The following is a 26385-nucleotide window of genomic DNA, read 5'->3' as shown; positions in this document are numbered from 1 at the left end:
CGGGCTCGTACCCCACTTCTTGATCACACAGGAGAAACACCATGGCGAAGCCGCCGGTGCGCAAGCCTAAGAAGAAGGTCTGCGCATTCTGCAAGGACAAGACCCAGTACGTGGACTACAAGGACACGAACATGCTGCGGAAGTTCATTTCCGACCGTGGCAAGATCCGTGCCCGCCGCGTTACCGGCAACTGCACGCAGCACCAGCGTGACGTCGCCACGGCTGTCAAGAACAGCCGTGAGATGGCGCTGCTGCCCTACACGTCCACCGCGCGATAAGGGAGGGTGACCGAATCATGAAGATCATCCTCACCCACGAGGTCTCCGGCCTCGGTGCCGCTGGCGACGTCGTTGACGTCAAGGACGGCTACGCTCGCAACTACCTGGTCCCGCGCGGTTTCGCGATCCGCTGGACCAAGGGTGGCGAGAAGGACGTGGCGCAGATCCGCCGCGCCCGCAAGATCCACGAGATCGCGACCATCGAGCAGGCCAATGAGATCAAGGCCCGCCTCGAAGGCGTGAAGGTGCGTCTGGCCGTTCGCTCCGGCGACGCCGGCCGTCTCTTCGGCTCCGTCACCCCGGCCGACCTCGCTTCGGCGATCAAGTCTGCCGGTGGCCCGGACGTCGACAAGCGCCGTATCGAGCTCGGTGCGCCGATCAAGACCCTGGGCTCGCACCAGGTGTCCGTGCGTCTGCACCCCGAGGTCGCCGCGAAGCTCGGCATCGAGGTCATCGCCGCGTAAGCGCTGCGCTCGGCAGAGCATGGAGAGGGCCGCATCCCGCAGGGGGTGCGGCCCTCTCGCCGTTCTGGGTGGGGCCATGTTTCACGTGAAACGGACACTCGGAATGTTTCGCCTGAAACGGCGGTGCCCGCTCCCGGTCAGCGGGTGGCGCCGGTGACCAGCCAGTGGCCGGAGCGGGTGCGCAGCCAGAGGGTGAGCATGCGGACCGCCATCATGAGTCCCATGGCCCACCACAGGGCCGTCAGCCCGCCGCCGAGAGTGGGGACAAGGAGCGCCACCGGTGCGAAGACCGCCAGTGTCGCCAACATGGCTCCCGCGAGATACCGGCCGTCCCCCGCTCCCATCAGCACGCCGTCCAGTACGAAGACGATTCCCGCGATCGGCTGGGAGATGGCCACGACGAGCAGGGCCGGGAGCAGGGTGTCCCGTACCGTCTGGTCACCGGTGAACAGCGGGATGAAGAGCGGGCGCGCGAGCACGATCGCGACGCCGAGCAGCACACCGGACGCCATCCCCCACTCCACCATGCGGCGGCAGGCTTCCCGGGCGCCCTTCGTGTCGCCGGCTCCGAGGTAGCGGCCGATGATCGCCTGTCCTGCGATGGCGATTGCGTCGAGCGCGAAGGCCATCAGGCTCCACAGCGACAGAATGATCTGGTGGGCGGCGACATCCGCGTCACCGAGCCGTGCGGCGACCGCGGTGGCGATCATCAGGACCGCGCGCAGCGAGAGCGTACGGACCAGCAGCGGTACGCCGGCCTGTGCGCTCGCCCGTATCCCCGCGGCATCGGGGCGCAGTGAGGCGCCGTGCCGGCGTGCGCCCCGGACGACGACGACCAGATAGACGGCGGCCATGGCGCACTGGGCGATCACCGTGCCCCAGGCGGAGCCGGCGATGCCGAGTCCGGCGCCGTAGACGAACACGGCATTGAGTGCCGCGTTGGCGCCGAACCCGCCGATGGCGACATACAGCGGTGTCCGGGTGTCCTGGAGCCCGCGCAGGACACCGGTGGCGGCCAGCACGACCAGCATGGCGGGGATTCCGAGGCTGGAGATACGCAGATACGTGATGGCGTACGGGGCCGCGGTGTCCGACGCTCCGAACAGTTCGATGAGCCAGGGTGCGGTAGGGAGCGTGACGGCGATGACGGCGGCACCGAGCAGCAGCGCGAGCCAGATGCCGTCCATGCCCTGACGGATGGCGGCCGGGAGATCGCCCGCGCCGACCCGCCGGGCGACAGCCGCGGTGGTGGCGTAGGCGAGGAAGACGAAGACGCTCACCGCGGTGGTCAGCAGGGCCGCCGCGATCCCCAGCCCGGCGAGTTGCGGGGTGCCGAGATGGCCGACGATCGCACTGTCGACCATCACGAAAAGCGGCTCGGCGACGAGGGCGCCGAAGGCGGGAACGGCGAGGGCGACGATCTCACGATCGTGCCGGCGGCGTCCTGTCCTGGATGGCGCGGGGGCCTGGGTCATGCGCTCAATCTAATCTTCCACAGGTAAGTGACGCAATGCGCCTCTGATCCTTACTTGGCTCTGTGGTGGAGGCTCTGCTGTGCGGTGTTTGTTCTGATCTTGGTCCAGTCGGGAAAGTTTTTCTTCCCCACAGCCAGTGGACGGAAAAAGGCCAGGTCAGAGCGGTCGGCTCGGGGTCGCTATGAGTTTGTCCACAGTGCTGTCCCCCGGTCCGTGCACAGGTTCGTGTGAGTTCTCCACAGCATCTGGTCGGTCGTCCACATGGCCTGTGGATAACCAGATTGGCTGACGGTGCCTACGGGCCTACCGTGGACCGGCGTCCGACGCGCCGGAACCGGAGTCAGCCCTCTCGTTTTGTCAGTGTCGTGCCGTAGAAAGATTGGCACGGCGAGGTCCGCGGAGCGGACGTGAGGAGGTGGCCGGTGAGCATTCCCGAGCCATTGGACGACCCTTGGACCGACACCGGACCCAGTGACCGTCTGCCTGTCTCCCGGCAGCGCCGCGGTGAGGGAAGGGGCCGCGAGGAGCAGCACGACCGCGGCCGTGACAATGGCGCGTGGGACGGCGGATCTTCCGGTTTCGAGCGGGTGCCCCCGCAGGATCTCGATGCCGAGCAGTCGGTCCTCGGCGGCATGCTGCTGTCGAAGGACGCCATCGCCGACGTCGTGGAGATCATCAAGGGCCACGACTTCTACCGCCCGGCGCACGAGACCGTCTTTCAGGCGATTCTCGACCTCTACGCCAAGGGGGAGCCGGCCGACCCGATCACCGTGGCGGCCGAGCTGACCAAGCGCGGGGAGATCACCCGCGTCGGCGGGGCCTCGTATCTGCACACACTCGTCCAGTCGGTACCGACCGCGGCCAACGCGTCGTACTACGCGGAGATCGTCCATGAGCGGGCGGTGCTGCGGCGGCTCGTCGAGGCCGGTACGAAAATCACGCAGATGGGTTATGCGGCGGACGGCGACGTCGACGAGATCGTCAACTCCGCCCAGGCCGAGATCTACGCCGTCACCGAGCAACGGACCAGCGAGGACTATCTGCCGCTCGGCGACATCATGGAGGGCGCGCTCGACGAGATCGAGGCGATCGGTTCGCGCAGCGGCGAGATGACCGGCGTGCCGACCGGCTTCACGGACTTCGACTCCCTCACCAACGGTCTGCACCCCGGCCAGATGATCGTCATCGCGGCCCGCCCCGCCATGGGTAAGTCCACGCTCGCCCTGGACTTCGCCCGTGCCGCGTCCATCAAGAACAATCTGCCCAGCGTGATCTTCTCCCTGGAAATGGGGCGGAACGAGATCGCCATGCGTCTGCTGTCCGCGGAGGCCCGGGTGGCGCTGCACCATATGCGCTCCGGCACGATGACGGACGAGGACTGGACGCGGCTGGCCCGCCGTATGCCGGACGTCTCGCAGGCCCCGCTCTACATCGACGATTCGCCGAATCTCTCGATGATGGAGATCCGGGCGAAGTGCCGCCGCCTCAAGCAGCGGAATGAGCTCAAGCTCGTGATCATCGACTATCTGCAGCTGATGCAGTCCGGTGGCTCGAAGCGGGCCGAGAGCCGCCAGCAGGAGGTCTCGGACATGTCGCGAAACCTCAAGCTCCTGGCCAAGGAGCTGGAGCTGCCGGTCATCGCGCTCTCCCAGCTGAACCGTGGCCCCGAGCAGCGCACGGACAAGAAGCCGATGGTCTCCGACCTGCGTGAGTCGGGTTCCATCGAGCAGGACGCGGACATGGTGATCCTGCTGCACCGCGAGGACGCGTACGAGAAGGAGTCACCCCGCGCCGGCGAAGCCGACCTCATCGTGGCCAAGCACCGTAACGGCCCGACAGCAACGATCACAGTGGCGTTCCAGGGCCACTACTCACGCTTCGTGGACATGGCCCAGACCTGATCCCCCGCCGTGTGTAGGGTCTCGCGGCTGATGTCGTAATCTCACGGGCCGTGTCGTACCGATGTCGTATACGACATCACCGTGAGACCAGCGCGTGGGTGCTGCTGCTCAGCGCCTCGTCTCGTACCTGGTCAGGATCACGCCGCCGGGAAGCGTCCGCGTCTCCACCAGGTTCAGGTTCACCCAGCTGTCCAGCGCGGTGAAGAACGGCGTGCCGCCGCCCACCAGGACCGGCGCGGTGGCCAGCACGTACTCGTCAATCAGCCCGGCCCGCATGGCCGCCCCGGCGAGCGTCGCGCCGCCGATGTCCATCGGGCCGCCGTCCTCGGCCTTGAGCCGGGTGATCTCGGCGACCGCGTCGCCGGTGACCAGGCGGGTGTTCCAGTCGACCTTGTCGATCGTCGAGGAGAACACCACCTTCGACATGTCCCGCCAGCGGCGCGCGAACTCGATCTCCGCCGGGGTGGCGCCCGGCTGCTGGTCGCCGGTCGGCCAGTGGGAGCTCATCGTCTGCCACAGCTTGCGCCCGTACAGCGACAGGTCGGTCGCCTGCAACTGGTCGGACCAAAACTGGAACAGCTCGTCGCTCGGCACGCCCCAGCCGATGTCGTCGCCGGGCGCGGCGATGTAGCCGTCCAGGGTCAGGTTCATGCCGTAGATCAGTTTCCGCATGGCGCCAGCCTTCCGTGAGTCGGTCTCACGCGTACAGACCGGCGCGGCGCGGGAAACTCATCGGTGCGCGATCTGAGCTCGCATGTAGTCCTCGTGCTCGGTGGCTCAGCCGCAGACTCATCGTTCCGCCGAGGAAATGGCATCGATCAATCCAGCTTCGAGGTGCATCATCATCTGCTGGTCGGAAGGCCCAGTAGGCCAGGTTGGAAGAATGCGAGCATTTTCTGGGCGGCGTCCGGCGCCGTCAGCAATTCCTGCATGTCCGCGGACATCCGGGCGGCAGCGCTGGTGCGTTCGAACATCTCGCGTTCGTATTCTTTGACGGCGGCGGGAAAGTCGTCCGGTTGCGCGGCCAGCGCGAGACCGAGCAGGGCGCCGTCGAGCAGCGCCATGTTGGCGCCCTCTCCCACCGGCGGCATCAGGTGCGCGGCATCGCCGAGCAGCGTGACGCCTGGCGTCGACGGCCAGGTCAGGCCGACCGGGAGAGTGGTGATCGACCGCGGCACGACCGTGTCGTCGCAGGCCGCGATCAGCGCGGTGAACCGTGAGTGCCAGCCGGGGAGCAGGTCGATCAGCCGCGCCCGGGCGGCGGCCGGGTCGTCGAACGGGATCCCGCTGGTAGCGAACCAGTCCTCGGCGGTGTTGTAGAAGCTCAGGCCGATGCGAACGCGGCCGTCGCCGTTGCGCTGCGCTGCCAGGGATAGTCCGTTGCCGAGCACCCAGTAGTTGCCGCGCCCGACCATCGCCGCGAGGTCGGGGTGCGTGCGGTCGATGTCGGGAATGCCGACCTCGACGATGTTCTGGCCGATATGCGCCGGGCGGGCGTCGGTGAGCAGCGCGCGGACCCGGGACTGCGCGCCGTCCGCGCCGACCAGCAGGTCATACGTCGCAGTGCTGCCGTCGGCGAAGTGCAGCAGGCCGTTGTCGGCGGATTTGAACGCGCGTCCCCAGCGCACCATGTCTTCGGGGAGGGAATCCAGCAGCAGGTTGCGCAGATCGGCGCGGTCGACCTCGGGTCGATCGAGCGGGGCGTCGTCGGGTGTGTCCTCCTGGAAGAGCAGGGTGCCATCCGGCTCGAGAAGACGCATGTCCTGGCCTTCGCCACGGGCAATCGCGTAGAACTGGTCGATCAGACCGGCCTCGTGCAGCGCCCGCTGGCCGGAGTGGATGTCGAGCATGCCGCCCTGACCGCGCGCACCGCGTGACGATTCACGTTCATACATGACGGCGTCGATGCCGTTCACGTGCAGCACACGGGCGAGAGCCAGGCCGCCGAGGCCGGCTCCGACGATGGCGATGGTCATGGTTGCCTCTCCTCGATACGCCGTACAGATCGATACACTGTATCGTCCGATGCGATGTACTGTAAGCGGCATGTTGGTGTGGGAGAGGCCGGAGCCACCGAATCGACCCGTGCCGGCCGCGTTGAACCGAGAGCGGATCGTGCGAGCGGCGATCCAGTTGGCGGACGCGGACGGCCTGGAGGCGGTGTCGCTGCGCAAGGTCGCCACCGCGCTGGGTGTCGGGCCGATGCGGCTGTACAGCTACATCGCCGGCAAGGAAGAGTTGCTCGACCTGATGGTCGACGCGGTCCACGCCGAGATCCGGCCGGTCGGAGACGACTGGCGGGAGGTGCTGCGGTCTCTTGCCGAAACCACCCGGCGCGCCGCTCACGAGCACGAATGGCTCGCCGATCTGCTCGGTGGGCGACCGCAGCTCGGGCCGCACGCGCTGGCCAGGGGGGAGGCCGTCGTGGCCGCGCTGGGCGGCGTTGATGTGGACGCCATCATGCCGGTGGTCACCGCGGTCGACGCGTACGTGATCGGCGCGGTGCGTCGGGAGATCGCAGAGCGGCGTGCCGAGCGGGCCACCGGGATGGACGAGAAGCGTTGGCAGGCCTCACTCGGGCCCTATCTGGAGCGGACCTTCGCCACCGGCCGGTTCCCCGCGCTGGCCACGGTGGTGCGCGATGCCGCCCACCTGGACGCCGACCACACCTTCCGGATCGGCCTCGACTTCCTGCTTGATGGCATCGAAGCCCGCATCTCCAGGTGACGCGCGGCCGAACGGCCGGACCGGTACCGCCCACGCACCAGGTCGGCGCTGACGCGTTGGGACGACGCAGCCTCACCTAAACGCACGGAAACCGAATAAATGCCACATGTCGTGCGATTTGAGACCCTATATACGCGACGGTCAGCCCTAGCCGACCGCCGCGTTCCGGACGTATCCAAGGTCGATCGGTGTCGTTGGCGGACCGTTTCTCCTCACGCCGGCGAGCAGTTCCGGCAGCTGCGGCGGCCACAACGGCTCCGTATCACCGGACAGTTCGTCCGGCGACCACCACCGCCAATGGAGGATCTTGTCTGCGGCATGCGAGGCAGCAAGGTCACCGACAGGGTCACGATAGGGGCCATACGCGAGGAAAATATGTTCGTGCTGTCGAACTGGGACGCCGGCCCTGGTGAAGTCGTGTTCCCAAAGACACAACACGGTGCGGCCGAGCGCGATGTCGGTCCACCCCGTCTCCTCGCGGAGCTCACGCTCGGCCGCCTGCTGCGGAGTCTCACCTGGGTCCATGCCACCGCCCGGCATCGCCCAGTGGACACCGACTTCCTCGTTGTCATACCGGAGCATGAAGACCGACCCTGCCGGGTCCAGCACCGCGACTCTGGCTGCCTGTCTGGGTATCCGCATCCACTGACCCTGTCAGAGCACGACACCACTGTCGATCAAGAAGCGGCCCAGGCATTCGGCCGGTAACTGGTCGCCGGTGGTGGTGAGCAGGGTGCTGGGCGGCTGGCGAACCTGGGTTACCCGTGGTGGCTCCGTCAGAGGGCACGCACGTATCGGAAGAACGTCCTTACGTCGCCTACCAGCAGGTCCGGCTGCTCCATGGCCGCGAAGTGGCCGCCCCGGTCGTAACTCGTCCATTGCACGATGTTGTTCGTCCGCTCCGCGATGTGCCGCAGCGGAATGAAGTTGTCGTGCGGGAAGTCGGCCAGCGCGGTCGGCGTTGCCGAGGGCTCAGGGGGCGTGCCCCAGTAGTCGGCGTGCGCGCGCTCGTAGTAGATGCGGGCGGACGAGCCGGCCGTGCCGGTCAGCCAGTACAGCATCACGTTGGTGAGCATCTGGTCGCGGTTGACGGCGTCTTCGGGGCGGTCGCGGGAGTCGGTCCACTCCTTGAACTTTTCCGCGATCCAGGCCAGTTGGCCCACTGGCGAGTCGGTGAGGCCGTAGGCCAGGGTCTGCGGCCGGGTGGACTGGATGTCGGCGTAGCCCTGGCGGTCACGGCTCCATTCCTGCATGCGTTCCCAGGAGGCCAGCGTGCGCCGGCGCTCGGCGGGGTCCAGTGCGTCCAGTTCGTCCGCACCGGGGGCCTGTGTCGCGGCTGAGTTCGGCAGCAGGTTCAGGTGTACGCCGATGACCCGGTCGGGCCGGGTCCGGCCGAGCTCGCGGGAAATGCCTGCTCCCCAGTCACCTCCCTGTACTCCGTACCGCTCGTAGCCGAGGCGTTCCATCAGCTCGGCGAACGCGGCGGCGACCCGCTTGAACTCCCAGCCCTTGTCCCTCGTGGGCCCGGACAGCCCGAACCCGGGAATGCTCGGCAGCACCAGGTGGAACGCGTCGGCTGGGTCGCCGCCGTGGGCTCGTGGGTCGGTGAGCGGACCGGCGACCTCGGTGAACTCGACGATCGAGCCCGGCCAGCCGTGTGTCATGACCAGCGGGGTCGCGTCCGGCTCCGGTGACCGGATGTGGGCGAAGTGAATATTCGCCCCGTCGATCGTGGTGGTGAACTGCGGCCACTGGTTCAACCGGGCTTCCGCGGCACGCCAGTCGTACGCGTGCCGCCAGTACCTCACGAGGTCCTTGAGGTAGTCCCGCGGAATGCCGTATGCCCAGCCCGCTCCGGGCAGTTCGTCCGGCCAGCGGGTGCGGTCGAGGCGTTCGTGGAGATCGTCCAGCTCGTCCTGGTGGATATCGATACGGAACGGGTGGATGCTCTCGTCGGAAAACGTCGTCATGCCTGCACACACTGCCCGAGAACCTGCTGGCGGGCACGGCGCCCTGTGCCATGGGTCGCGAGATCAGAGGCGTTCTCGCAGCCAGCGCAGCGAGGCGAGGCCCAACGCGACCAGCATGTTGACGATGTGGGGATCGGCCGCCGGTCCGAAGAACCCGGCGGTTCGGAGGAGGAATCCGGCGTGCATCGCGAGCACCTCATTGATCCGGACCGGGTCGAGGTCGCGGGTCAACGGGTGGCTGTCGGCGATCGGCTGTGGGTCCACGCCGCTGAGTGAGGCGCTCGAGAGCAGCGTCACCACATCGCAGTGAGGGGCTCCGATCCACGCGTGAGGCCAGTCGATGACGAAGACGCGCTCTGCGGTCAGCATGATGTTGAAGGGGTACAGGTCTCCGTGCAGGAGGGTGTCGCCGGTCAGCGAAGCGTTCTCCTCGAGCGAGGCGAGTTCGTCGAAATGGTCAGCCGCCCAAGGCGACAGCGCTTCTGCCTTCTTGACGCCGCCTTCGTTCGCCAGTGCCAGCCAGCCTCCGAGCCGCGGTTTGCCCAGGAACGCCGCGTCGACCGGGGACGGAGTCAGGACCCGCGCCACATCGGTGACTGCCGCGAGCACCCTGTCGAGTTCGTCCCGCTGCCACGGCTGGGCGGGCAGGTGCCCCGGAATCTCCTCAAATACCAGCGCGACCCAGACACCGTCGTCGTACGCCTCCAGCAACCGCGGCGCCGGTACCTCCCGGGGAAGCCGCTGTGAGATCGCGATTTCCCTGCGGTGGTGCTCCGCCACCGCCGGAGCCGTCAGCGAGCTCGCCGTCTTGACGAACGCCCGCCGGCCGTTCGCGAGACGCACGCGCGCGGCGAGGCCTTCGGAGAATCCGCCCGGCTGGCTGATCGCCCTGACCACCTTGCCGCCGAGCAGCCGCTCGATCGGAGCTGTCACCTCGTCAGGAAGTGCCGCCCAGGTGATCCGTCCACTGCCCGTTGCCTGTGGCATGCCGGGACCGGTCCCGTCGCGGTGCTCGGGTGGATCGGGTGCCATCGTGATCTCCTGGGGGGGTACCGGGTGGTTCGGGGTGCGAAAAGCCGGTGCCCGGGGTCCTGGGGACAGGAGGCGGGCACCGGCTTTCCGTGCGTGGGCGGTGTTCTGGTACCAGTAGGTCAGGACACCACCCGGCTGACCAGCTGGCCGCGGACCCTGGCCGGTATGTCCGGGGCGAACCGGCGCAGATAGTGGTCCATGTGCACATCGTCGCCGAGCAGGAACGGCAGGTCGAAGACGAGGAGCTTACGCACCGCCAGCAACGGGAGCGGTGCCCGGAGCGGCCGGAACACGGCGTTCCACAGGCCCGGTTCCTCGCACACCGGATGGAACTGGCCGATCATCAGCCCGTCGGCCACGAACTCGTCCTTGGCCTTGCGCTGGAGCTCGTCCAGTTCGGCCGAGTCCGACCGGTCGAACCGGGGCAGTACCAGCAGCAGCGTCAGCAGCTCCTGGTCCGCCTCGTCCAAGTCGGTCGACAGCTTCTCGTACCAGGCCCGCAGCGAGCCGACGGCCGAGGACAGGTCCGCGTCCTGCGTGTCGGCCGGCACCGCCAGATGGAACAGTTCCTTGCGCAGTGAAGGCTGGGTGTACGGGCACACGGGACCGCTGCGGCCCAGCTCCGGGTGGGCGGACACGAGGAAGTCGCCGCTCCACTCCAGCACCTCGCGCAGATACGGCAGATGCTGCTCCGGTACCTCGCCGCGCGCCACTTCGCCCGCGGACCAGAAGTGGATCTGCTCGTCGCCTCTCACCGTGGATCCCGCCACATCGGCCGGAGCGAAGGACCGCTGTCCGGCAGCACGATGTCTTCGCCCAGCCGGCGGAAGCCCTGGTGCCGGCACAGCGCCGCACCGCCGGGTGAGCTGGCCTCCGCGTACGCGCCGCGGCCTTCACGGTCGGTTCGCTCGATCAGTCCGGCCAGCAGTCCGGTCAACAGGCCTCGGCGTTGATGCGCGGGACTGACCGCGGCGAACGACGCGTAGAAGTGCGCGGGCTCCGTCGGATGGTGCTTGGCCTGGAGGCGGACGATGGTCCCCAGCGCTTCGGCGTGCTCGCCGAGGACAGCGGTGAACCGCTCTTCCAGCTCGTCCCCGCGCCGGTCCACCTCCTCCGAGGCCCCGGGTGGCAGGAACAGTAACACCGCGTTTCCGCAGGGCGAGGTGGCCACCCCGTCGTAGTCGTGGGAGACATCGATGAAGACACGGAACAAACCGGGCAGGAGTTCTGCCCGGCGGCGGCCGTCCGGAATGATCCAGCGGGTCAGCGGATCGTCATGGAAGGCTCCTGCCAGCAGCGCGGCGAGGGCGTCGGTGTCGGACCTGGCAGGACGGCTCAGGACACCACGCGGCGGACGTTCGGTCGTGGACAACGGTTCCCTCCGGAAGGCGGTGCGGGGGCCGTGCGCTACCGCCCCGCGCCGCGGACGGCGAGCTGCTCCACCCGGGCGTGCAGGCGGTCGAGATAGTGCTCGGCCTCCGGCTTGATCAGGACACTGCGCATCACCCGTGCCGCATCGGCGTCGCGGATGATCCGCGGATGCCGGCGTACGAACGCCTCGGCGTCCGTACGCAGCACACTCAGGAAGACCGGCTCCTCGGGAGCGGTCATGCCGCCTTGCAGCAGACGTCCGGACGCCGCGTCGATGGCGGACAGCGAAGCGGGCCGGGTCGTCGGGAAGTAGCTGACGATGTCGAGGTCGGGCCGTTGGTACAGCTCCAGCGCGTCCGATGCCTCGAGCAGATCGGCCCACCGCAGCGCCGCGCGACGGTTGGCCGCGAGGATCGCCCCGAATCCCTGGGGGGTCAGCGGGAGGAGCTGAAGCGTCAGCCACAGGCCCGCGGCCGCGGCGCCCGCCCGTGAGCACTCCAGGCTGATCTCGCCCAGGTGCAGCTCGGCATCGGTGAAGTAGGTGTACGGCGAGTCGTGCGCGAAGTGCCGGCCGGCACGCGGGTCGGGGAACAGGACCGCCCCGCAGCCGTAGGGCTGCAGCCCGTGCTTGTGTGGGTCCACCACGACCGAGTCGCACTCCGCGATGGCCTGCCACGGCCTCGGATCGATCCCCTCGGGCGCGTCGGGCCGGCCGAGCAGCGCGTAGAAGCCGCCGTACGCCGCGTCCACGTGCACCCGTGCTCCGTAACGCCGGGCCAGCGGGACCACCTCGTGCACCGGGTCCACGGCTCCGAGACCCGTGGTGCCCGTTGTCACCACCACCGTGCCGACCCGGCCGGTCTTCAGCAGGTCTTCCAGGGCGTTCAGTTCGATCCGGCCGTGCGCGTCCACCGGCACCCGGTGGCCCTCGACGCCCAGCACCTCGCACATCCGCTCATGCGTGTAGTGGCACTCCGAGCTGTAGGCCACTCCCCGGTCCGGATGCAGCCGGCGGGCCACATAGAGCGCCTCCAGGTTCGCCATCGTCCCGCTGGTCGTCAGATGCCCGACATGCGCGGGGAGGCCGAACATCTCCGCCAGTGCGGCGACGCACTCGCGTTCCATCTCCGTGGTCGCGGGACCACCCTCGGCCGCGTGGTTGTTGGGGTTGAACAGCATCGCCGTGAGATAGCCGACGACCGCTGCCGGATGCGGGGGCTTCACCATCTGCCCCGCGTACCGGGGATGGAAGAACGGGTAGTTGTCCTCCATCCGCTTGGCGAAAAGGCCGAACGCGTCCGCGAACGCCTCGTCGCCGATCCGGTGCGCCGCGTGCGCCTCGAAGGGGCCGAACCGGTCGCCCCATTGCTCGGCGACATCCACCGCGCGCGGCAGCCAGTAGCGAAGATCCACGGTCAGCCTTCCCCGGCATACGACTCGGACGTACGTAGGAGTACGTATACGGGGCGGCCCGCAAGCGTCGCGCAACGCGCGTCGACCTGCCCGGGTACCCGCAGCGGCGCGGGTGAAAAGTAGTCGACTCGGCGGGGCGGCACCGGTAGATCTGGGGGCATGACCTCACGCACGGAAGAACTGCTGCCCGGTACGCAACGCGCCCTGCTCCATCGCATCGCCCGCGCCCAGACGGAGGGACGCGCGCCCTCACTCGTCGCGGCGGTGGCACGCGAGGGGCGGATGGTGTGGACGGGCTCGCGCAGTTGTGTGGACGGGCACGCCCCGGACGCCGACACCCAGTACCGCATCGGCTCGATCACCAAGACCTTCACCGCCGTTCTGGTGCTGCGCCTGCGTGACGAAGGGCTGCTCGATCTCGATGACCCGCTGGAGAAGCACCTTCCGGACACCGGGGTGGGTGAGGTCACCATCGCCCAGCTCCTCGGGCACAGCGCGGGTCTGGCCGCGGAGTCCCCGGCGCCCTGGTGGGAACGGACTCCGGGCACGCTCCGCCCCGAACTCGCCGACGTCCTCGGCGAACGGCCCGTGCTGCACCCTGCCGGGCGGCTGCACCACTACTCCAACCCGGGCTTCACGCTGCTCGGTTCGCTGGTCGAGGCGGTGCGCGGAGCTTCCTGGGAGGAGGTGCTGCGGCGCGAGATCCTTGAGCCGCTGTCCCTGGACCGTACGAGCGCGCGGCCCGTCGCCCCGCATGCCGGCGGCTGGGCCGTGCATCCCTGGGCCGATGCGATGCTGCCCGAACCGGCCGAGGACCTCGGTCTGATGGCCCCGGCCGGCCAGCTCTGGTCGACCGCCGCCGACCTCTGCCGCTTCGCCGTCTTCCTCGCCGAGGGCGACGAGAAGGTCCTGAGCGCGGCGTCCGTACGGGAACTGCGCACGCCGTCCGTGCCGCCCGAGGCCGGCCAGTGGGACGGCGGCTACGGTCTCGGTACGCAGCTGGCCCGCCGGGGCGGCCGGACGCTGGTCGGGCATACGGGTTCGCTGCCGGGCTTTCTCGCCGGTCTGTGGGTGTGCGTGGAGGACGGGGTGGCCGCGGTCGCGCTCGCGAATGTCACCTCGGGGCCACTCGTCGGTGCGGTCGCCGCCGATCTCGTCTCCATCGTGGCGGATGCGGAGCCGAGGATCCCCGAGCCATGGAGGCCGCTCCCCGAGGTCGACCAGGAGCTGCTGGCCCTTACCGGACCGTGGTACTGGGGCGCGAACACCTTCGGACTGAAGCTGGCGGCGGACCGTGGCCTGGAACTGCATCCGTTGCGCGGCAACGGACGGGGTTCCCGCTTCGTCGTACAGCCCGACGGCAGCTGGAAGGGACTCGACGGCTACTACGTAGGGGAGACCTTGCGTGTGATGCGGCGGCCGGACGGCTCCGTGAGCCATCTCGATCTTGGATCGTTTGTCTTTACCCGGGCGCCGTACGACCCCGAGGGGGATGTGCCCGGGGGTGTCGACAAGGAAGGGTGGCGCGGCCTGCCGTCGTGAAACAGGCCGGATGTTTCACGTGAAACGGGCGAGGCCGGATCTCTCAGGCCATCAGTTCCCGCTCCAGCGGGGTGCGGAAGCGGGGTGTGATCCGGGCCTCGCCCACCCAGACCGACAGCCGGGCCGCCTCCGCCTCGATGACGGCGGCGGCGTCGCTGCCGGGGTCGGTCAGCAGGCGCCACACCACCTCGCCGTCCGCGCGCTGCGCCCAGCCGCCGACGATCGAGCCGTTCCACCACACGGTCGGGCCGATGTTCCCCGACCGGTCGAAGAGCGCGAGGCGGTGGTCCTTGTCGAGGTGAAAGTCTCGGTCGGCCCACCCCATGGCGCTCGGATCGAGGCCGGGCAGCAGTGCGGCCCAGGGCTCCACCGGCGATTCGGGAGCCGTGTCGCCGGCGGCCACGAAACCGGTGCCGGTGTCGAGGGCGACCTCCTCGGCACCGACCGCGGCCAGGGCCGTGCGGACCTCGGTCAGGGTCCACCCGGTCCACCACTTCAGATCGGCCTCGGTGCCCGGCCCGTACGAGAGCAGCCAGCGCCGGGCCAGCTCCGCGCGTGAATCGGCGGCCGAGCCGGCGGGCCAGGGTTCGGAGGCGATCCAGCGGAACTGGCTGGAGGTCCACGAGCCGCGCGGCCGGTCCCTGCGAATGCGCCCATCGGCGGCGAGCACTCGGATGACCCGGCTGGCGACACCCTGAACGGCTTCCCACTTCTTGCCGGGGAAGACCGTGATCTTCGTACGCAGGGCAGGAACGGCGGCGGACAGCTCGCTGCCAGTGGCGGAGCCGCGTGCGCCGAGGACGGCCAGGGCCGCCGCCTCGGTCTCGGCGAGCCAGTGCTCGTCCAGCCCGTTGACCGCTTCCGCCAGATGCTTCACCAAGGTCCTGCGTTCCTTGGCGGCGATGGCACGCGCCGTCGAGGCGTCGACATGGGGGGCCAGCTCCGCGGAGACGGCGAACAGGGTGTTGCGCATGGAGAGCAGCCTGACGAGCCCCACCTCTTCGTACAGCGCGCGCTCCACCGCTTCGACGCTCGCATCGGCGAGCCGGGCGCAGGCGGAGAGAAAGACGGTCGCGGCATCGGTGGCGTGCAGTGCGACGAGCGCGTCCGCGACCGCCACCGGTGCCTGCGCCCGTATGGACGGGGCCAGCAGATGGCGCCGGCCGAGTCGGCGGCGTCGCTGTTCGTCGCTGATGCGCTGCACGGCGGACTCCTTGGTTCAGAGCTGCAGTTTGAAGCCCACATGAGAGGAGGTGAAGCCGAGCCGCTCGTAGAAGCGGTGGGCATCGGAGCGGCTGGCGTCAGAGGTCAGCTGGACCAATTGGCAGCCGTGGCTGCGGGATTCGTCGACTGCCCACTCGATGAACCTACTGCCGAGCCCGCTGCCGCGTTCGTCGGCGTGGATACGTACGCCCTCGATGACCGAGCGCGTGGCGCCGCGCCGCGACAGTCCGGGGATGATCGTGAGCTGGAGCGTCCCGACCACCCGGCTGTCGCGTACGGCCACCACCACATGCTGGTTCGGGTCGCGAGCCAGCCGCTCATAGGCCGCGGTGTACGGGGTGAGATCGTCGGGGGACTCGCGCTCCGCGCCCAGCGGATCGTCGGCGAGCATCGCGACGATGGCGGGGATGTCGTCGGGCGCGGCAGGCCGTATCTCCAGATCGCTCATGATCCGCAGACTACGCCGGAGGGCATTAGGCGGGGATCCTCAGCTCCTCGACGGTCCTGACGAGAGGGGCGAGCTCGGGATTCTTCGCCGCTTCGTCGAGGGCTTCGCGCAGCGCCGTGTCATTGGTGGGGCGGGCCTCGGCAAGCAGGGCCAGGCCGGCGTCCGTGACGTCGGTATAGATGCCGCGGCGATCGGTGTCGCACAGATAGCGGGTGAGCAGGCCACGGTCTTCGAGGCGGGTGACCAGCCGCGTGGTGGCGCTCTGGCTGAGGACGACGGCGTCGGCGACCTGCTTCATCTGCAGATGGCCGCCCGGCCCGGTGTGCTGGCGGCTGAGGACGTCGAGCAGGGAGTACTCGCGGACGCTCAGATGGTGCCCGGACTGGAGTGCGCGCTCGATATGCGCCTCGATCTTCCCGTGCAGAAGGGAGAGAGCCACCCAGCCCTGAGCGAGAGCGGTGAGTGCGGGGTCCGTCGCTGTCATGCGTCTGTCCTCCATCGTCCGGAGCGGCCTTGACTCCAGGATAGGGGACGATCGCAATATACCGCGCTTGCAATTATTTTATCCGGGGTGCGGTGCTCAGCCCTCTGGGCGGAGGCGATCAGCCTGTCGCCAGGCTCAGCGGCGCGAACCGGCGGGTCCAGTCGCCCGGCAGGTCCGGGGTGCCGTAGGCCATGACCGTCGTGAGGATGTCCTGCTCCAGGCCATGCTCCTTCAGCCAGGTCAGCAGCTCCTCGTGGCGTACGTCGATGTTCAGGCGCACCGGCCGGTCCGAATCCTTGGCCAGTGAGGAGATCAGCGCCTTCGCCGTCTCGGTGTCCCGGGCGATCAGCGGGCCGATGACATCCGTTGTCCGCGTGGGCCAAGCCGCCGCGTATCCGACGATCCTGGAGCCGGCCTCAGCGACCCTCAGCCGGTCCGCGAAGGCAGGGAGCCGGGCGAGGATATGCGTGCGGTCCACCCCGAAGACCTCGGTGTCCAGGCGTACGAGGGCGGCCAGGTCATCGGCGGCCGCAGCACGGGTCATCACCCGCGGCGCGCTCTCCGGGGGCCGGAAGTGCCCGCGGACCGTCTCCGCCGCGCCCGCGTCGGTGAAGCCGAGCTGCTGGTAGAGCGGACGGCCGTTCCGCGTGGCGTAGAGCGCGAGCGGCATGTCTCCGGCCTCGTGCAGCACATGGGCCATCAGCCGCCGTCCGAGACCCTGCCGGGCATGCCGCCCGGCGACGAGCATCATGCCGACGGCGGCGAGATCCGGACCGTAGGAGGTAAGGACGCATACCGCTGCCAGTCCCTTGCCCGCCGGATCATCGATGCCATATCCGGTCCCCGCCGTCAGCAGCAAGCCCCACTTGTGCTCCTCGCGCGCCCAGTCGCGGTCCTCGGCGAGGTCCGCGCAGGACATGAGGTCACCCCTGGTCAGAGGCCGGATCGGGAGAGCGGAGAAAGGTGTTGGCATGGAGATCAGGCTGTCGGAGTCGGTGATCGTTCGTCCACCCTTTTGCGGGAAGTCGCCGAGACCTGGAGGCGCCGGCCGCGCCGGGTGAGGCCCCAGGGCTTGACCACCGAGATCGCCGTCATGAAGAGATAGGCGGAGCCGGCCACCGAAGGCGCCGCGATCAGGCTGCTGTCGGGTATTCCGGCGCCCACAGCGTCGTTGATGCCCGGACGCAGCGCGAAGACCGTCGCGGCGAGAGTGACCAGGGTGAGCCAGAACTTGGTCCATACCCAGCGATGCCGCGCCAGGCCCCACGGGGTGGCGAGTGAGAGCGGCAGTCCGCTGGCGAGGGCGAGCAGGGCGACCGGGATGATCAGCCAGTCGGCGAAGATCTTCATGGCGCGGTAAGCGGCCTGCGTGGTGGAGGGGTCGTGTGTGATGAAGGCGGTGACGCCGAGTGTCAGCAGACCGAGGGTGAGTCCGAGCCAGCTCACGGAGGAGGCGACATGGACGACGAGCAGGGCCCGGCGAGCGGGCCGCTTGAGTTGTTTCACGTGAAACACGGTGCCTTCCGGCCCGCGCAAGGGCGTCTGCCCACGGGAGTAGTCGCACGTACTAATCTCGGCGTACATGGCGAGCCCACGCAGACTGCATCTCTTCGACCTCGATGGAACGCTCATCCGCGGTTCGGCCGCCGCTGTGGAGATCTCCCGGCAGCTGGGGCTGAGCACCGAAATCGCCGAGCTGGAGCGCGACTTCCTGGCCCGGGGGCTGGCGCCGGACGAGTTCGCGGTGCGGGCCCGGGAGTTGTGGGCAGACCTCACCACGGCTCAGGTGTCTGCGGCCTTCGAGGGTGCGCCCTGGCTGGCCGGCATCCGCGAGGTCTGGGCGGACATTCGGAGTCAAGGGGATTACTGTGCCGTTATCTCCCTCTCGCCCGACTTCTTTGTGGCGCGGCTGCTGGACTGGGGAGCGCACGCCGCCCATGGCCTCACGCTGGCCGGTGCTGCCTTTCACCGAGCCGGTCGACCGGACAGGCATTCTCAACCCGGCCGCGAAGGTGAAGATCGCGGACCGGCTGTGTGCAGAGTTCGGGTTGAGGCTGGACGACTGCGTTGCCTACGGTGATTCGATGTCGGACTCGGAGATCTTCGCGGCGGTGCCCAGGGCGGTGGCGGTGAATGCCGATCACCATCTGTCGGGGCTTGCCACGCACGCGTACACGGGAGGCGATCTGCGCGAGGCCTATGAACTCGTACGCCTCAGAAACTAACTGGAGAGCCCCCGGCAGTAATACGCTGACCCTTGAGGTGTCGCGGAAAACGCGGCCGGAAGCCGCCGAATGGGCACGGGAGCAATGAAGCCTAACGGTAAATCCGGTGCGGATGACCGGACTTCGCGCTCTTTGTCCCGCGCGATGGTACGGCCTGTCATGCTGCGACAACGGGACCTGCGGACAATGTCACATTCCTCCGCCTCCTGCCCGAATTGGGGGCATGGCGGAGGTTAGTGTGTGCTGTCAACAGTCCTAGTCAGAGCGGGGAATTGCTAGCGTATTCCGGGCCAGCGGAAGTGCGCAGACCGACCGAAAGATGTTCGAGGCGAGGCACACCATGGACGCTCCGACCACCACGTCGGCCGACAAGGGCACTTCCGGAGACGGCGGAGGCGGCGGCTGGTTCGCCGCTCGCAGGGCCCCGAGCGGCGAAGGCCGACCGGACTCCGGGACGACGGGCGGTGCGGCAGACGAGGCGGGCCGGGACCGAATACCCGTCCCGAGCCGCTCCCTTGCCTCCATCCGCCCGAGGGGTTCCGGGGCGACCCGTCCCGCGCCGCCCCGGCGCGAGGACCCCGCAGCGCAGGACCCGCAGGAGACCGCCCCCCGGCAGCCGGCAGCGGCGGACGACGTCCCCGACGCCTTCCGCCCGCGCAACCAGGGACTCCGTGGCGGCGACACACCGGCCGCCCATCCAGTGGTCGATGACGGCCCGGCCACCACGGCCGACAGCGGCGTCGACAGCGCCGGCGGACCGCTCTCCGAAGCGGCCGCGGAAGCCGCCGTACGCTCTGCCGGCGCGCGACCGGAATTCGCACATCACGACCCCGTACAACCGCCCGCCACACAGCCCTCCGCGGTGCCTGGCGCCGAGCCGCGTGGCGCGGCGCTGCCGCCGGAAGTCCCGGTCTCGGCCGCGCTGCCCCCCGAAGCTGCGGCTCCCTCGCTGGCCGTGACCCTCGCCGCCTCCGCCGCCGATCCCCAGGCATCCCCCGACGCGGCCCTCGTCCGCCGCACCCTGGCCGAGATCGCTCCCGTCGCCGACCAGGTCACCTCGTACTTCTATTCGCTGCTCTTCGTCCGCCACCCCGATCTGCGCAACCTGTTCCCCGTGGCGATGGACGCCCAGCGTGACCGGCTCCTCAAGGCGCTGCTCACCGCGGCCGAGCACATGGACTCCCCGGCCGTCCTCACCGGCTATCTCCGGCAACTCGGCCGTGGACACCGCAAGTACGGCACCCAGGCCTCGCACTACCCCGCCGTCGGCGAGGCCCTCATGGGCGCGCTGTCCCGCTACGCCGTCACCACCTGGGACGACGCGACGGAGGACGCCTGGGTCAGGACGTACACCACCATCTCGCAGATCATGATCGACGCGGCGGCGGAGAACGAGTTGCACGCTCCTGCCTGGTGGCAGGCGGAAGTGGTCTCCCACGAATTGCGGACCTCGGACATCGCCATTGTCACGGTCCGCCCCGACCAGCCGTATCCGTTCCGCGCCGGGCAGTACACCAGCCTGGAGACCCCCTGGTGGCCTCGGGTCTGGCGGCACTACTCCTTCGCCTCGGCGCCGCGGCCGGACGGTCTGCTGGCCTTCCACGTCAAGGCCGTCCCGGCCGGCTGGGTCTCCAACGCCCTGGTCCACCACGCCCGTCCCGGCGATGTCCTCCGCCTCGGGCCCCCGGCCGGTTCGATGACCGTCGACCACAGCACGGACAACGGCCTGCTCTGCCTGGGCGGCGGCACCGGCATCGCGCCCATCAAGGCACTCGTCGAGGATGTCGCCGAGCACGGGCACCGGCGCCCGGTCGAGGTCTTCTACGGCGCGCGCAATGATCAGGACCTGTACGACATCGACACGATGCTGCGGCTCGAGAACGAGCATCCCTGGCTCGCCGTGCGCGCGGTGGTCGCCGAGGGCCCCAGCTTCGGTCTCACGGGACAGCTTCCGGAGGCCGTACGCGATTACGGCCCCTGGAATGAGTACGACGCGTATCTGTCCGGCCCGCCCGGGATGATCCGCAGCAGTCTCGACGCGCTCAAGGGCGCCGGGATTCCCTCGGAGCGGATCCGCCACGACTCCATCGAAGAGCTGGTGGCGGCAGCCAACTAGGTCCGATCCGCCGGACAGGACCTAGGTCCTCCTGGGCCGGGACGGAGACCGGTCAGCCGAGGTCGGGGGCGTGCATCGCGCGCACGCCTTCGATATTGCCGTCCAGATAGTGCCGCAGTGACAGCGGTACGAGATGGACGGCGGCGATGCCGACCCGGCTGAACGGCACCCGGACGATCTCGTACTCCCCGCAGGGCTCATCGATCTCGGGGCCGTGCCGCAGCGAGAGGTCCATCGACTCCAGCCGGCAGACGAAGAAATGCTGCACCTTCACGCCGGTCACCCCGCCATCGGCGATGTGCTCGACCGTGTCGACGAAGCAGGGCACCACATCGATGACCTTGGCGCCGAGCTCCTCGTCCACTTCGCGATGGAGCGCGTCGACCACGGTGGCGTCCTCCGGCTCGACGCCGCCGCCCGGGGTGAGCCAGTAGGGATCCACCCCGGGTTTGGTGCGTTTGATCAGGATCAGGTCGCTGCCGTCGAGCAGGATGGCGCGTGCGGTGCGCTTGACCACGGGCCTTTCGGTCATGGGAAGAGGTTCGCCCGCGATACCGGTTCTGAAACTCCCTCTGGCCCTGCTGTCACCAGTCCACCGCGGCGCGCAGTAACCACTCGTGCGCCCGTGCGACCGGGGGCAGGGCGAGTGTGCCGGTGCGTACGACCAGAAAATAGGTGCGCAGCGGGGGCACCGGCGGATCGAGCAGCGCGACCACTTCTCCGCGTTCCAGCGCCCCTTCACAGAGGTAGCGCGGCAGTACGGCCAGTCCGGCGCCCGCCGCCGCGCACTCCAGGACGGCCCGTAGATCGGGTGCGATCACGGTTCCGGCGGCAGCGGGCCGGGAGTCGAAGACGGCCGCCCAGTAGCGGGAGACGAGCGGCAGTGACTCGTGCACCTCCACCACCGGCAGCTGCTCCAGCACCACCCGCCCCTCGCGCAGGACGTCATGGCCGAGCCGTGCCGCCCAGCGCGGCGCCGCGATCAGCACATGCTCCTCGTCCCACAGCGGAGTCGCGGTGAGCAGCCCGCCGCGTGGCCGGGCGGTGGCGATGGCCAGATCATGATGTCCGGCGGCCAGGCCCTCCAAGGTCTCCTCGGCATTGCCGAAGAACGACGTGCGCAGCGCGAGGCCCTGAGCGATGAGCGGCGTGAGCGCGGGAAGCGCGCGCAGGGAGGTGAACTCCGGTGGCCCGGCCAGGTGGAGCGTCCGTACCCCGGACTCCTCGTCCAGCCCGGTCTCGGCGATTTCGATCAGCGCGTCGAGATGGGGGGCCGCCCGGTGCGCGAGTTCGTCGCCGATCGTCGTGGCGGTCACACCACGGGCCTGGCGCAGGAAGAGCGGCCGGCCCAACTGCCGCTCCAGGGTCCTGATCTGGCCGGTCACCGCGGGCTGGGACAGGCCCAGCAGCGCCGCGGCGCGGGTGAAGGAGCCGGCCCGGTGCACGGTGACGAAGGTGCGCAGCAGAGCCAGGTCCATGTCCCGCTCTCCAGTCCCGAGCCCGAGCCACCGCAGCATCTCAGGACCGACAACTATAAATAAGTCGATAGGTACCTGCCGCTACTGTGATTGGACACTGACGCAGAGTCAACTAGCCTTGAGCAAGTGGTTCGCCGGCGCGGGGAACCTGGGACGGTCCGAGCCATGAGGGGGGAGGCTCGGACCGTCCGTTCGAAACGGTGGCGCGTCCGGGCTCAGCGGGCGGCTTCGTCCAGGGCGCGCAGGACATCCTCGATCAGGTCCTCGGGGTCCTCGGCGCCGACGGAGAAACGGATGAAGCCTTCTGGTACGGCGTCGCCGCCCCACCGTCCGCGGCGCTCGGCGGTGGACCGTACGCCGCCGAAGCTCGTCGCGTCGTCCACCAGCCGCAGTCCGTCCAGGAAGCGCTCGGCCCAGTCCAGGTCGGGCAGCACGAACGACACCACGGATCCGAAGCGCCGCATCTGCTGTGAGGCGATGGGGTACGAAGGGTCGCCGGGCAGCCCGGGATAGCGCAGCCCGTGCACCTCGTCGCGCTTCTCCAGCGCCTGGGCCAGCACGAGAGCGCTGGCGCACTGCCGCTCGACGCGCAGCTGGAGCGTGGCCAGCGAACGGTGCGCGAGCCAGGCCTCCATCGGCCCGGGAATCGCCCCGACGACCTTGCGCCAGCGCCGTACGCCCGCTGCCAGTTCCGGATCGGCGGTGGTCACATGGCCGAGCAGGATGTCGCCGTGGCCCGTCATGCCCTTGGTGTCGCTGGCCACCGAGAAGTCCGCTCCCAGTTCCAGCGGCCGCTGGCCGAGCGGCGTGGCGAGGGTGTTGTCGACGGCGACCAGGGCGCCCGCGGTATGTGCCTCCCGCACCAGCCGCCGTACGTCGCAGACGTCGAGCCCGGGATTGGACGGCGTCTCGATCCAGAGCAGCCGGGCCCCGTCCAGGACGCGCAGCTGGGCGTCGCCCCCGGTCGGCGCGGTCCGCACCTCCACGCCGTACGCCTCAAGACGCTCCCGCAGCAGCGGCAGGGCCTGATAGCCGTCGTCCGGCAGGACGATCGCGTCGCCGGCCCGCAGCTGGGAGAAGGCCACCGCCGAGATCGCGGCCATCCCGGAGGCGAAGACGACGGTCTCGACGGACTCCCCCGGCGCTTCCAGCTCGCCGATGGCCCGTTCCAGATGGGTCCAGGTCGGGTTCTCGTCCCGGCCGTAGGTGTACGGGCCGGTCGGCTCGCCCGGCAGATGGAAGTGGGCGGCGAAGACCGGCCCGGGCAGGGTCGGTTCGTACTTCACCGGGTCGGGAAGCCCGGCCCGTACCGCTCGCGTGCCGTCCCCGATGTTCAAGCCGTCTCCTCGATCGTGTGTCGTACGGTGGCGAGCAGCCCCGCGCTGGCGCGCTCCACCATCTCCAGGCATTCCTCGAAGCCTGCCGGGTCGCCGTAGTACGGATCCGGGACGTCGAGATCGCCGGGCCGACCATCTGATGACCTTATGCCGGGGTCGTACGCGCGCAGCAGCCGCACCTTCGCGGCGGCCGCGGGCGTCGGCGCCAGCTGCCGCAGCTCCCGCAGATGCCCCTCGTCCAGCGCGATCACCAGATCGAGGCCGGCGAACCAGGAGGCGTGGAACTGCCGCGCGGTGTGATCGCTCTTATAGCCGTGCGCGTCCAGTACGGAGACGGCGCGTGGATCGGCGCCGTCTCCTTCGTGCCAGCCACCGGTGCCGGCACTGTCCACCTCCACCAGGCCGTCAAGACCGGCTTCTGCCAGCCTGGCGCGGAAGACGGACTCGGCGATGGGCGAGCGGCAGATGTTGCCGGTGCAGACGAAGCAGACGCGATAAGCGGAACTCATGGAGCGGTCAGTCCCTGTCGTCGGGGAGCGCGACGTTCAGTGCCCACGACACGACCGAGATGACCAGTCCGCCGAGCACGGCCGTCCAGAAGCCCTCGACATGGAAGCTCAGGTCCAGCTTGTCCGCGAGCCACGAGGTCAGGAGCAGCATCAGGGCGTTGACCACCAGGGTGATCAGCCCGAGCGTGAGTATGAACAACGGCAGCGTCAGCAGCTTCACCACCGGCTTGACGAGGAAGTTGACCAGGCCGAAGAGCAGGGCGACGAGCACCAGTGTCAGGGCCTGCTTGCCGGTGCTGTCACCGGTCAGGATGATGTCGGGGATCAGCCAGATGGCCACCGCGAGCGCTGCCGCGTTGGCGATCGTCTTGACTACAAAATTCTTCATGGTCTGATCGTGGCATGAAGGCATTCCGACTGGATGAGCTGGAGGCGGAGCGTGCCGCCAACGACGGTGCGTATCTGCAGTTCGTGCGCGAACGCAACATGTCCGTGGGGCTGTACGCGCTGGACGCCGGTGAGATCGATCCGCAACAGCCCCACCGGCAGGACGAGGTGTACTTCGTCGTGAGCGGCCGGGCCTCGATCACCGTCGGGATGGAGACAACACAGGTCGGCCGGGGCAGCGTCGTGTACGTACCGGCCGGAGTCGCGCACAAGTTCCACCACATCACGGAGGATCTGCGGGTGATGGTCGTGTTCTCGCCGCCCGAGGGCTGACCGCGACCCTCAGGTCCGCCTCAGGGTCGGATCAGGGGAGATCGGGGGCTCCGGTCCATCCGGGAGCGCCCCCTCGGCTTTAGCATCGAAGCGGTAAGGCAGGTACCCGTGGCACTCGGTGAAGCGAGGTAAGGACGATGGCGGTTCGGGAGATTTTCACGGGGCTGCCCTGGTGGGTGAAGTGGATCGCGGTGCCCGTGATCGCCATTGTCGTCTTCGGCGGGCTGATCGTCAGCGTGGTCGCGGTGGTGATCGGGCTGCTCTTCAAGCTGCTGCTCTTTGTGGCTCTGGTCGGCGGACTGATCTATGTCGTACGGAAGTTCCTGTCCTCGTCGTCCTCACGAGGCGACTGGTAGGGGTGACCGGCAGGGCTGGCAGCCAGTGCGGTCGTTAGCCCGCGCGAGGGAAAGGTGAACGGGAAACCATCCCTGGCCCCGGCGTGCCCCTAGAGTGACAATCCTCTGCCGCACCCCCTGGCCTCAGGGTTCCTTCGGTCCCTCGGTCCCCCAGGGGTGCGGCGGGCGCGCGGGGGCGGCCCCCGCGCGCGGGCCCTCGCCCGTCAGCACGCCTGGGGGTGACCTTTGGCCACAGCTACAAGAACCGCGGCCCCTACCCTGATCGGATCGGTGCAGCGAGCGCTGCGACTGCTGGAGTCCGCGGGCTCCCATCCGGACGGAGCCCCCGCGAAACAGCTCGCACGCGAGGCCGGGCTGCCGCTCCCCACCGCCTATCACCTGCTGCGGACACTGACGCATGAGGGCTATCTGCGCCGTGAGAACGGCGTCTTCGTGCTCGGTGACGCGGTGCAGCGGCTGGCACGCGCTGAAGCCGTGCAGAATCGTCGCAGCAAGATCGCCGACTCACTCGGCCATGGTTCACGCCCACGCGACAGGCCGGTGCCAGCTGAGCCGGCTTGACGAGAAGCCGAGCCGCGATCACTCGATCGCCATCCCACTGCGGCCGTATTGGCCATTTCTGTACCACTCGATCAGCAGAGGTGGCTACCCTCGGCAGTCGAACGGTTACCCAGCGGGATCGAATCGCTGTTGGGCTCGCTAACCTTCTCTATCAGTATCTGAAAAATTACTCCTTGTGATCTGCTACCGCTTACAGGACGATTGCGTCAAGAGGGTCCGCAGGGATCATTCCCAGCCACTGCTTCATCTACTCCGGAGTACACGATGCGCGAGTCGGTCCAGGCCGAGGTCCTGATGAGCTTCCTCGTCTCCGAGGAGCTCTCGTTCCGGATCCCGGTGGAACTCCACTATGAGATGGGAGATCCCTACGCGGTCCGGATGACGTTCCATCTGCCCGGCGACGCCCCTGTCACCTGGACCTTCGGCCGCGAACTGCTGCTCGACGGCATCAATACGCCCAGCGGGGACGGCGATGTGCATATCGCGCCGACCCTGCCCGAGGACCTCTCCGATGTCCATATCCGGCTCCAGGTCGGTGATGACCACGCGCTCTTCCGGGTGAGCGCCGCGCCGCTCGTCGCTTTCCTCGACCGTACGGACCGACTGGTTCCGCTCGGTCAGGAGCGCACGCTCGGTGACTTCGAAGGCAATCTTGAGGAGGCGCTCGGTCGCATCCTGGCCGAGGAGAACGCCGGCTGAACGGGGGGCTGCCCGGGCGGTACGGATCCTCCGAGCGATACGGATCCTCCGGGCG

Annotated in this window: 28 protein-coding genes and 2 pseudogenes; 11 read left to right on the top strand and 19 right to left on the bottom strand. The window is 68.8% G+C overall.

Annotated features, from left to right (window positions below; all coding sequences use genetic code 11):
• The first annotated feature begins 41 nt into the window (after positions 1–41).
• A complete protein-coding gene (gene rpsR / locus ACFVWW_RS09350; RefSeq protein WP_003967857.1) occupies positions 42–278 on the top strand; it encodes a 30S ribosomal protein S18 in 237 nt (78 codons plus the stop codon).
• Positions 279–295: 17 nt separating this feature from the next.
• Entirely contained in the window at positions 296–742 is a 447-nt protein-coding gene (gene rplI, locus ACFVWW_RS09345; RefSeq protein ID WP_384178249.1) for a 50S ribosomal protein L9, read from the top strand.
• 137 nt (positions 743–879) lie between these two features.
• On the opposite strand, the gene ACFVWW_RS09340 is transcribed toward rplI, so the two are convergent.
• Entirely contained in the window at positions 880–2217 is a 1338-nt protein-coding gene (locus ACFVWW_RS09340) for an MATE family efflux transporter (RefSeq protein ID WP_386876997.1), read from the bottom strand.
• A gap of 440 nt (positions 2218–2657) precedes the next feature.
• On the opposite strand from ACFVWW_RS09340, the gene dnaB reads away from it, so the two are divergent.
• Positions 2658–4118, top strand: coding sequence for a replicative DNA helicase (gene dnaB, locus ACFVWW_RS09335; RefSeq protein WP_384178611.1), 1461 nt, complete (start codon positions 2658–2660; stop codon positions 4116–4118).
• Between the two features lie 108 nt (positions 4119–4226).
• Here the strand turns inward: dnaB and ACFVWW_RS09330 are convergent, their stop codons facing one another.
• Positions 4227–4790, bottom strand: coding sequence for a dihydrofolate reductase family protein (locus ACFVWW_RS09330; protein ID WP_384178243.1), 564 nt, complete (start codon positions 4788–4790; stop codon positions 4227–4229).
• 170 nt (positions 4791–4960) lie between these two features.
• Positions 4961–6094 (bottom strand): FAD-dependent oxidoreductase, encoded by a 1134-nt coding sequence (locus ACFVWW_RS09325; RefSeq protein WP_386876995.1) that lies wholly within the window; start codon positions 6092–6094, stop codon positions 4961–4963.
• A gap of 70 nt (positions 6095–6164) precedes the next feature.
• On the opposite strand from ACFVWW_RS09325, the gene ACFVWW_RS09320 reads away from it, so the two are divergent.
• Entirely contained in the window at positions 6165–6845 is a 681-nt protein-coding gene (locus tag ACFVWW_RS09320) for a TetR/AcrR family transcriptional regulator (RefSeq protein WP_386876993.1), read from the top strand.
• 147 nt (positions 6846–6992) lie between these two features.
• On the opposite strand, the gene ACFVWW_RS09315 is transcribed toward ACFVWW_RS09320, so the two are convergent.
• The 6 genes from ACFVWW_RS09315 to ACFVWW_RS09290 all read right to left on the bottom strand — a co-directional run bounded on the left by ACFVWW_RS09315 (position 6993) and on the right by ACFVWW_RS09290 (position 12631).
• Positions 6993–7487 carry an NUDIX hydrolase gene (locus tag ACFVWW_RS09315; RefSeq protein ID WP_386876991.1) on the bottom strand — a complete coding sequence of 165 codons (495 nt, stop codon included), beginning with the start codon at positions 7485–7487 and terminating at the stop codon, positions 6993–6995.
• Between the two features lie 134 nt (positions 7488–7621).
• Positions 7622–8815 (bottom strand): epoxide hydrolase family protein, encoded by a 1194-nt coding sequence (locus tag ACFVWW_RS09310; RefSeq protein WP_386876989.1) that lies wholly within the window; start codon positions 8813–8815, stop codon positions 7622–7624.
• 63 nt (positions 8816–8878) lie between these two features.
• Complete coding sequence (locus tag ACFVWW_RS09305) at positions 8879–9847, bottom strand: aminoglycoside phosphotransferase family protein (protein WP_386876987.1); 969 nt, start codon at positions 9845–9847, stop codon at positions 8879–8881.
• A 119-nt stretch (positions 9848–9966) separates the two neighbouring features.
• The gene (locus ACFVWW_RS09300; protein ID WP_384178228.1) at positions 9967–10602 is read right to left on the bottom strand and encodes a DUF6875 domain-containing protein; all 636 of its coding nucleotides are present in this window, start codon (positions 10600–10602) and stop codon (positions 9967–9969) included.
• On the bottom strand, positions 10599–11219 hold the full coding sequence (locus ACFVWW_RS09295; protein ID WP_386876985.1) for a hypothetical protein: 621 nt from the start codon (positions 11217–11219) through the stop codon (positions 10599–10601). Before ACFVWW_RS09295 ends, ACFVWW_RS09300 begins: the two co-directional genes overlap by 4 nt.
• 35 nt (positions 11220–11254) lie before the next feature.
• On the bottom strand, positions 11255–12631 hold the full coding sequence (locus tag ACFVWW_RS09290; RefSeq protein ID WP_386876983.1) for a pyridoxal phosphate-dependent decarboxylase family protein: 1377 nt from the start codon (positions 12629–12631) through the stop codon (positions 11255–11257).
• A gap of 159 nt (positions 12632–12790) precedes the next feature.
• Here ACFVWW_RS09290 and ACFVWW_RS09285 point away from each other — a divergent pair, with 159 nt between their 5' ends.
• Positions 12791–14173: a serine hydrolase domain-containing protein gene (locus tag ACFVWW_RS09285; protein WP_386876981.1), complete on the top strand. Its 1383-nt coding sequence runs from the start codon at positions 12791–12793 to the stop codon at positions 14171–14173.
• A gap of 43 nt (positions 14174–14216) precedes the next feature.
• On the opposite strand, the gene ACFVWW_RS09280 is transcribed toward ACFVWW_RS09285, so the two are convergent.
• The 5 genes from ACFVWW_RS09280 to ACFVWW_RS09260 all read right to left on the bottom strand — a co-directional run bounded on the left by ACFVWW_RS09280 (position 14217) and on the right by ACFVWW_RS09260 (position 17835).
• Positions 14217–15377, bottom strand: coding sequence for a winged helix DNA-binding domain-containing protein (locus ACFVWW_RS09280; protein ID WP_386876979.1), 1161 nt, complete (start codon positions 15375–15377; stop codon positions 14217–14219).
• Positions 15378–15392: 15 nt separating this feature from the next.
• Entirely contained in the window at positions 15393–15845 is a 453-nt protein-coding gene (locus tag ACFVWW_RS09275; RefSeq protein WP_386876977.1) for a GNAT family N-acetyltransferase, read from the bottom strand.
• A 25-nt stretch (positions 15846–15870) separates the two neighbouring features.
• Positions 15871–16329, bottom strand: a complete 459-nt coding sequence (locus tag ACFVWW_RS09270) for a MarR family winged helix-turn-helix transcriptional regulator (protein ID WP_384178209.1) — start codon at positions 16327–16329, stop codon at positions 15871–15873.
• A 118-nt stretch (positions 16330–16447) separates the two neighbouring features.
• Positions 16448–17302: a GNAT family N-acetyltransferase gene (locus ACFVWW_RS09265; RefSeq protein ID WP_384178206.1), complete on the bottom strand. Its 855-nt coding sequence runs from the start codon at positions 17300–17302 to the stop codon at positions 16448–16450.
• Between the two features lie 5 nt (positions 17303–17307).
• The gene (locus ACFVWW_RS09260; protein WP_386876974.1) at positions 17308–17835 is read right to left on the bottom strand and encodes a DUF2269 domain-containing protein; all 528 of its coding nucleotides are present in this window, start codon (positions 17833–17835) and stop codon (positions 17308–17310) included.
• 76 nt (positions 17836–17911) lie between these two features.
• Here ACFVWW_RS09260 and ACFVWW_RS09255 point away from each other — a divergent pair.
• Together ACFVWW_RS09255 and ACFVWW_RS09250 are read left to right on the top strand one after the other, a co-directional pair.
• Positions 17912–18554 (top strand): annotated as a pseudogene (locus ACFVWW_RS09255) (HAD family hydrolase).
• 340 nt (positions 18555–18894) lie between these two features.
• A complete protein-coding gene (locus ACFVWW_RS09250) occupies positions 18895–20670 on the top strand; it encodes a globin domain-containing protein (RefSeq protein ID WP_386876972.1) in 1776 nt (591 codons plus the stop codon).
• 52 nt (positions 20671–20722) lie between these two features.
• On the opposite strand, the gene ACFVWW_RS09245 is transcribed toward ACFVWW_RS09250, so the two are convergent.
• The 5 genes from ACFVWW_RS09245 to ACFVWW_RS09225 all read right to left on the bottom strand — a co-directional run bounded on the left by ACFVWW_RS09245 (position 20723) and on the right by ACFVWW_RS09225 (position 24382).
• On the bottom strand, positions 20723–21202 hold the full coding sequence (locus ACFVWW_RS09245) for an NUDIX domain-containing protein (protein WP_384178194.1): 480 nt from the start codon (positions 21200–21202) through the stop codon (positions 20723–20725).
• A gap of 52 nt (positions 21203–21254) precedes the next feature.
• Entirely contained in the window at positions 21255–22148 is an 894-nt protein-coding gene (locus ACFVWW_RS09240; protein ID WP_384178191.1) for a LysR family transcriptional regulator, read from the bottom strand.
• A 215-nt stretch (positions 22149–22363) separates the two neighbouring features.
• On the bottom strand, positions 22364–23485 hold the full coding sequence (locus ACFVWW_RS09235) for a cystathionine gamma-lyase (RefSeq protein WP_384178188.1): 1122 nt from the start codon (positions 23483–23485) through the stop codon (positions 22364–22366).
• Positions 23482–23994 (bottom strand): low molecular weight protein-tyrosine-phosphatase, encoded by a 513-nt coding sequence (locus ACFVWW_RS09230; protein WP_386876970.1) that lies wholly within the window; start codon positions 23992–23994, stop codon positions 23482–23484. The genes ACFVWW_RS09235 and ACFVWW_RS09230 overlap by 4 nt, the downstream gene beginning before the upstream one ends.
• Positions 23995–24001: 7 nt before the next feature.
• A complete protein-coding gene (locus ACFVWW_RS09225) occupies positions 24002–24382 on the bottom strand; it encodes a phage holin family protein (RefSeq protein WP_384178182.1) in 381 nt (126 codons plus the stop codon).
• 14 nt (positions 24383–24396) lie between these two features.
• Here ACFVWW_RS09225 and ACFVWW_RS09220 point away from each other — a divergent pair, with 14 nt between their 5' ends.
• From ACFVWW_RS09220 to ACFVWW_RS09205, 4 genes and pseudogenes are all read left to right on the top strand, one after another.
• Complete coding sequence (locus ACFVWW_RS09220; RefSeq protein WP_384178179.1) at positions 24397–24714, top strand: cupin domain-containing protein; 318 nt, start codon at positions 24397–24399, stop codon at positions 24712–24714.
• 137 nt (positions 24715–24851) lie between these two features.
• Positions 24852–25070 (top strand): DUF5326 family protein, encoded by a 219-nt coding sequence (locus tag ACFVWW_RS09215; protein WP_384178176.1) that lies wholly within the window; start codon positions 24852–24854, stop codon positions 25068–25070.
• A 225-nt stretch (positions 25071–25295) separates the two neighbouring features.
• Positions 25296–25793: pseudogene (locus ACFVWW_RS09210) on the top strand (helix-turn-helix domain-containing protein).
• Between the two features lie 102 nt (positions 25794–25895).
• A complete protein-coding gene (locus ACFVWW_RS09205; protein WP_383914695.1) occupies positions 25896–26330 on the top strand; it encodes an SsgA family sporulation/cell division regulator in 435 nt (144 codons plus the stop codon).
• The last annotated feature ends 55 nt before the right edge of the window (positions 26331–26385 follow it).

The organism is Streptomyces sp. NPDC058198, assembly GCF_042882605.1.
Lineage (GTDB): Bacteria > Actinomycetota > Actinomycetes > Streptomycetales > Streptomycetaceae > Streptomyces.
This window is presented reverse-complemented; position numbering and strand designations above follow the sequence as displayed.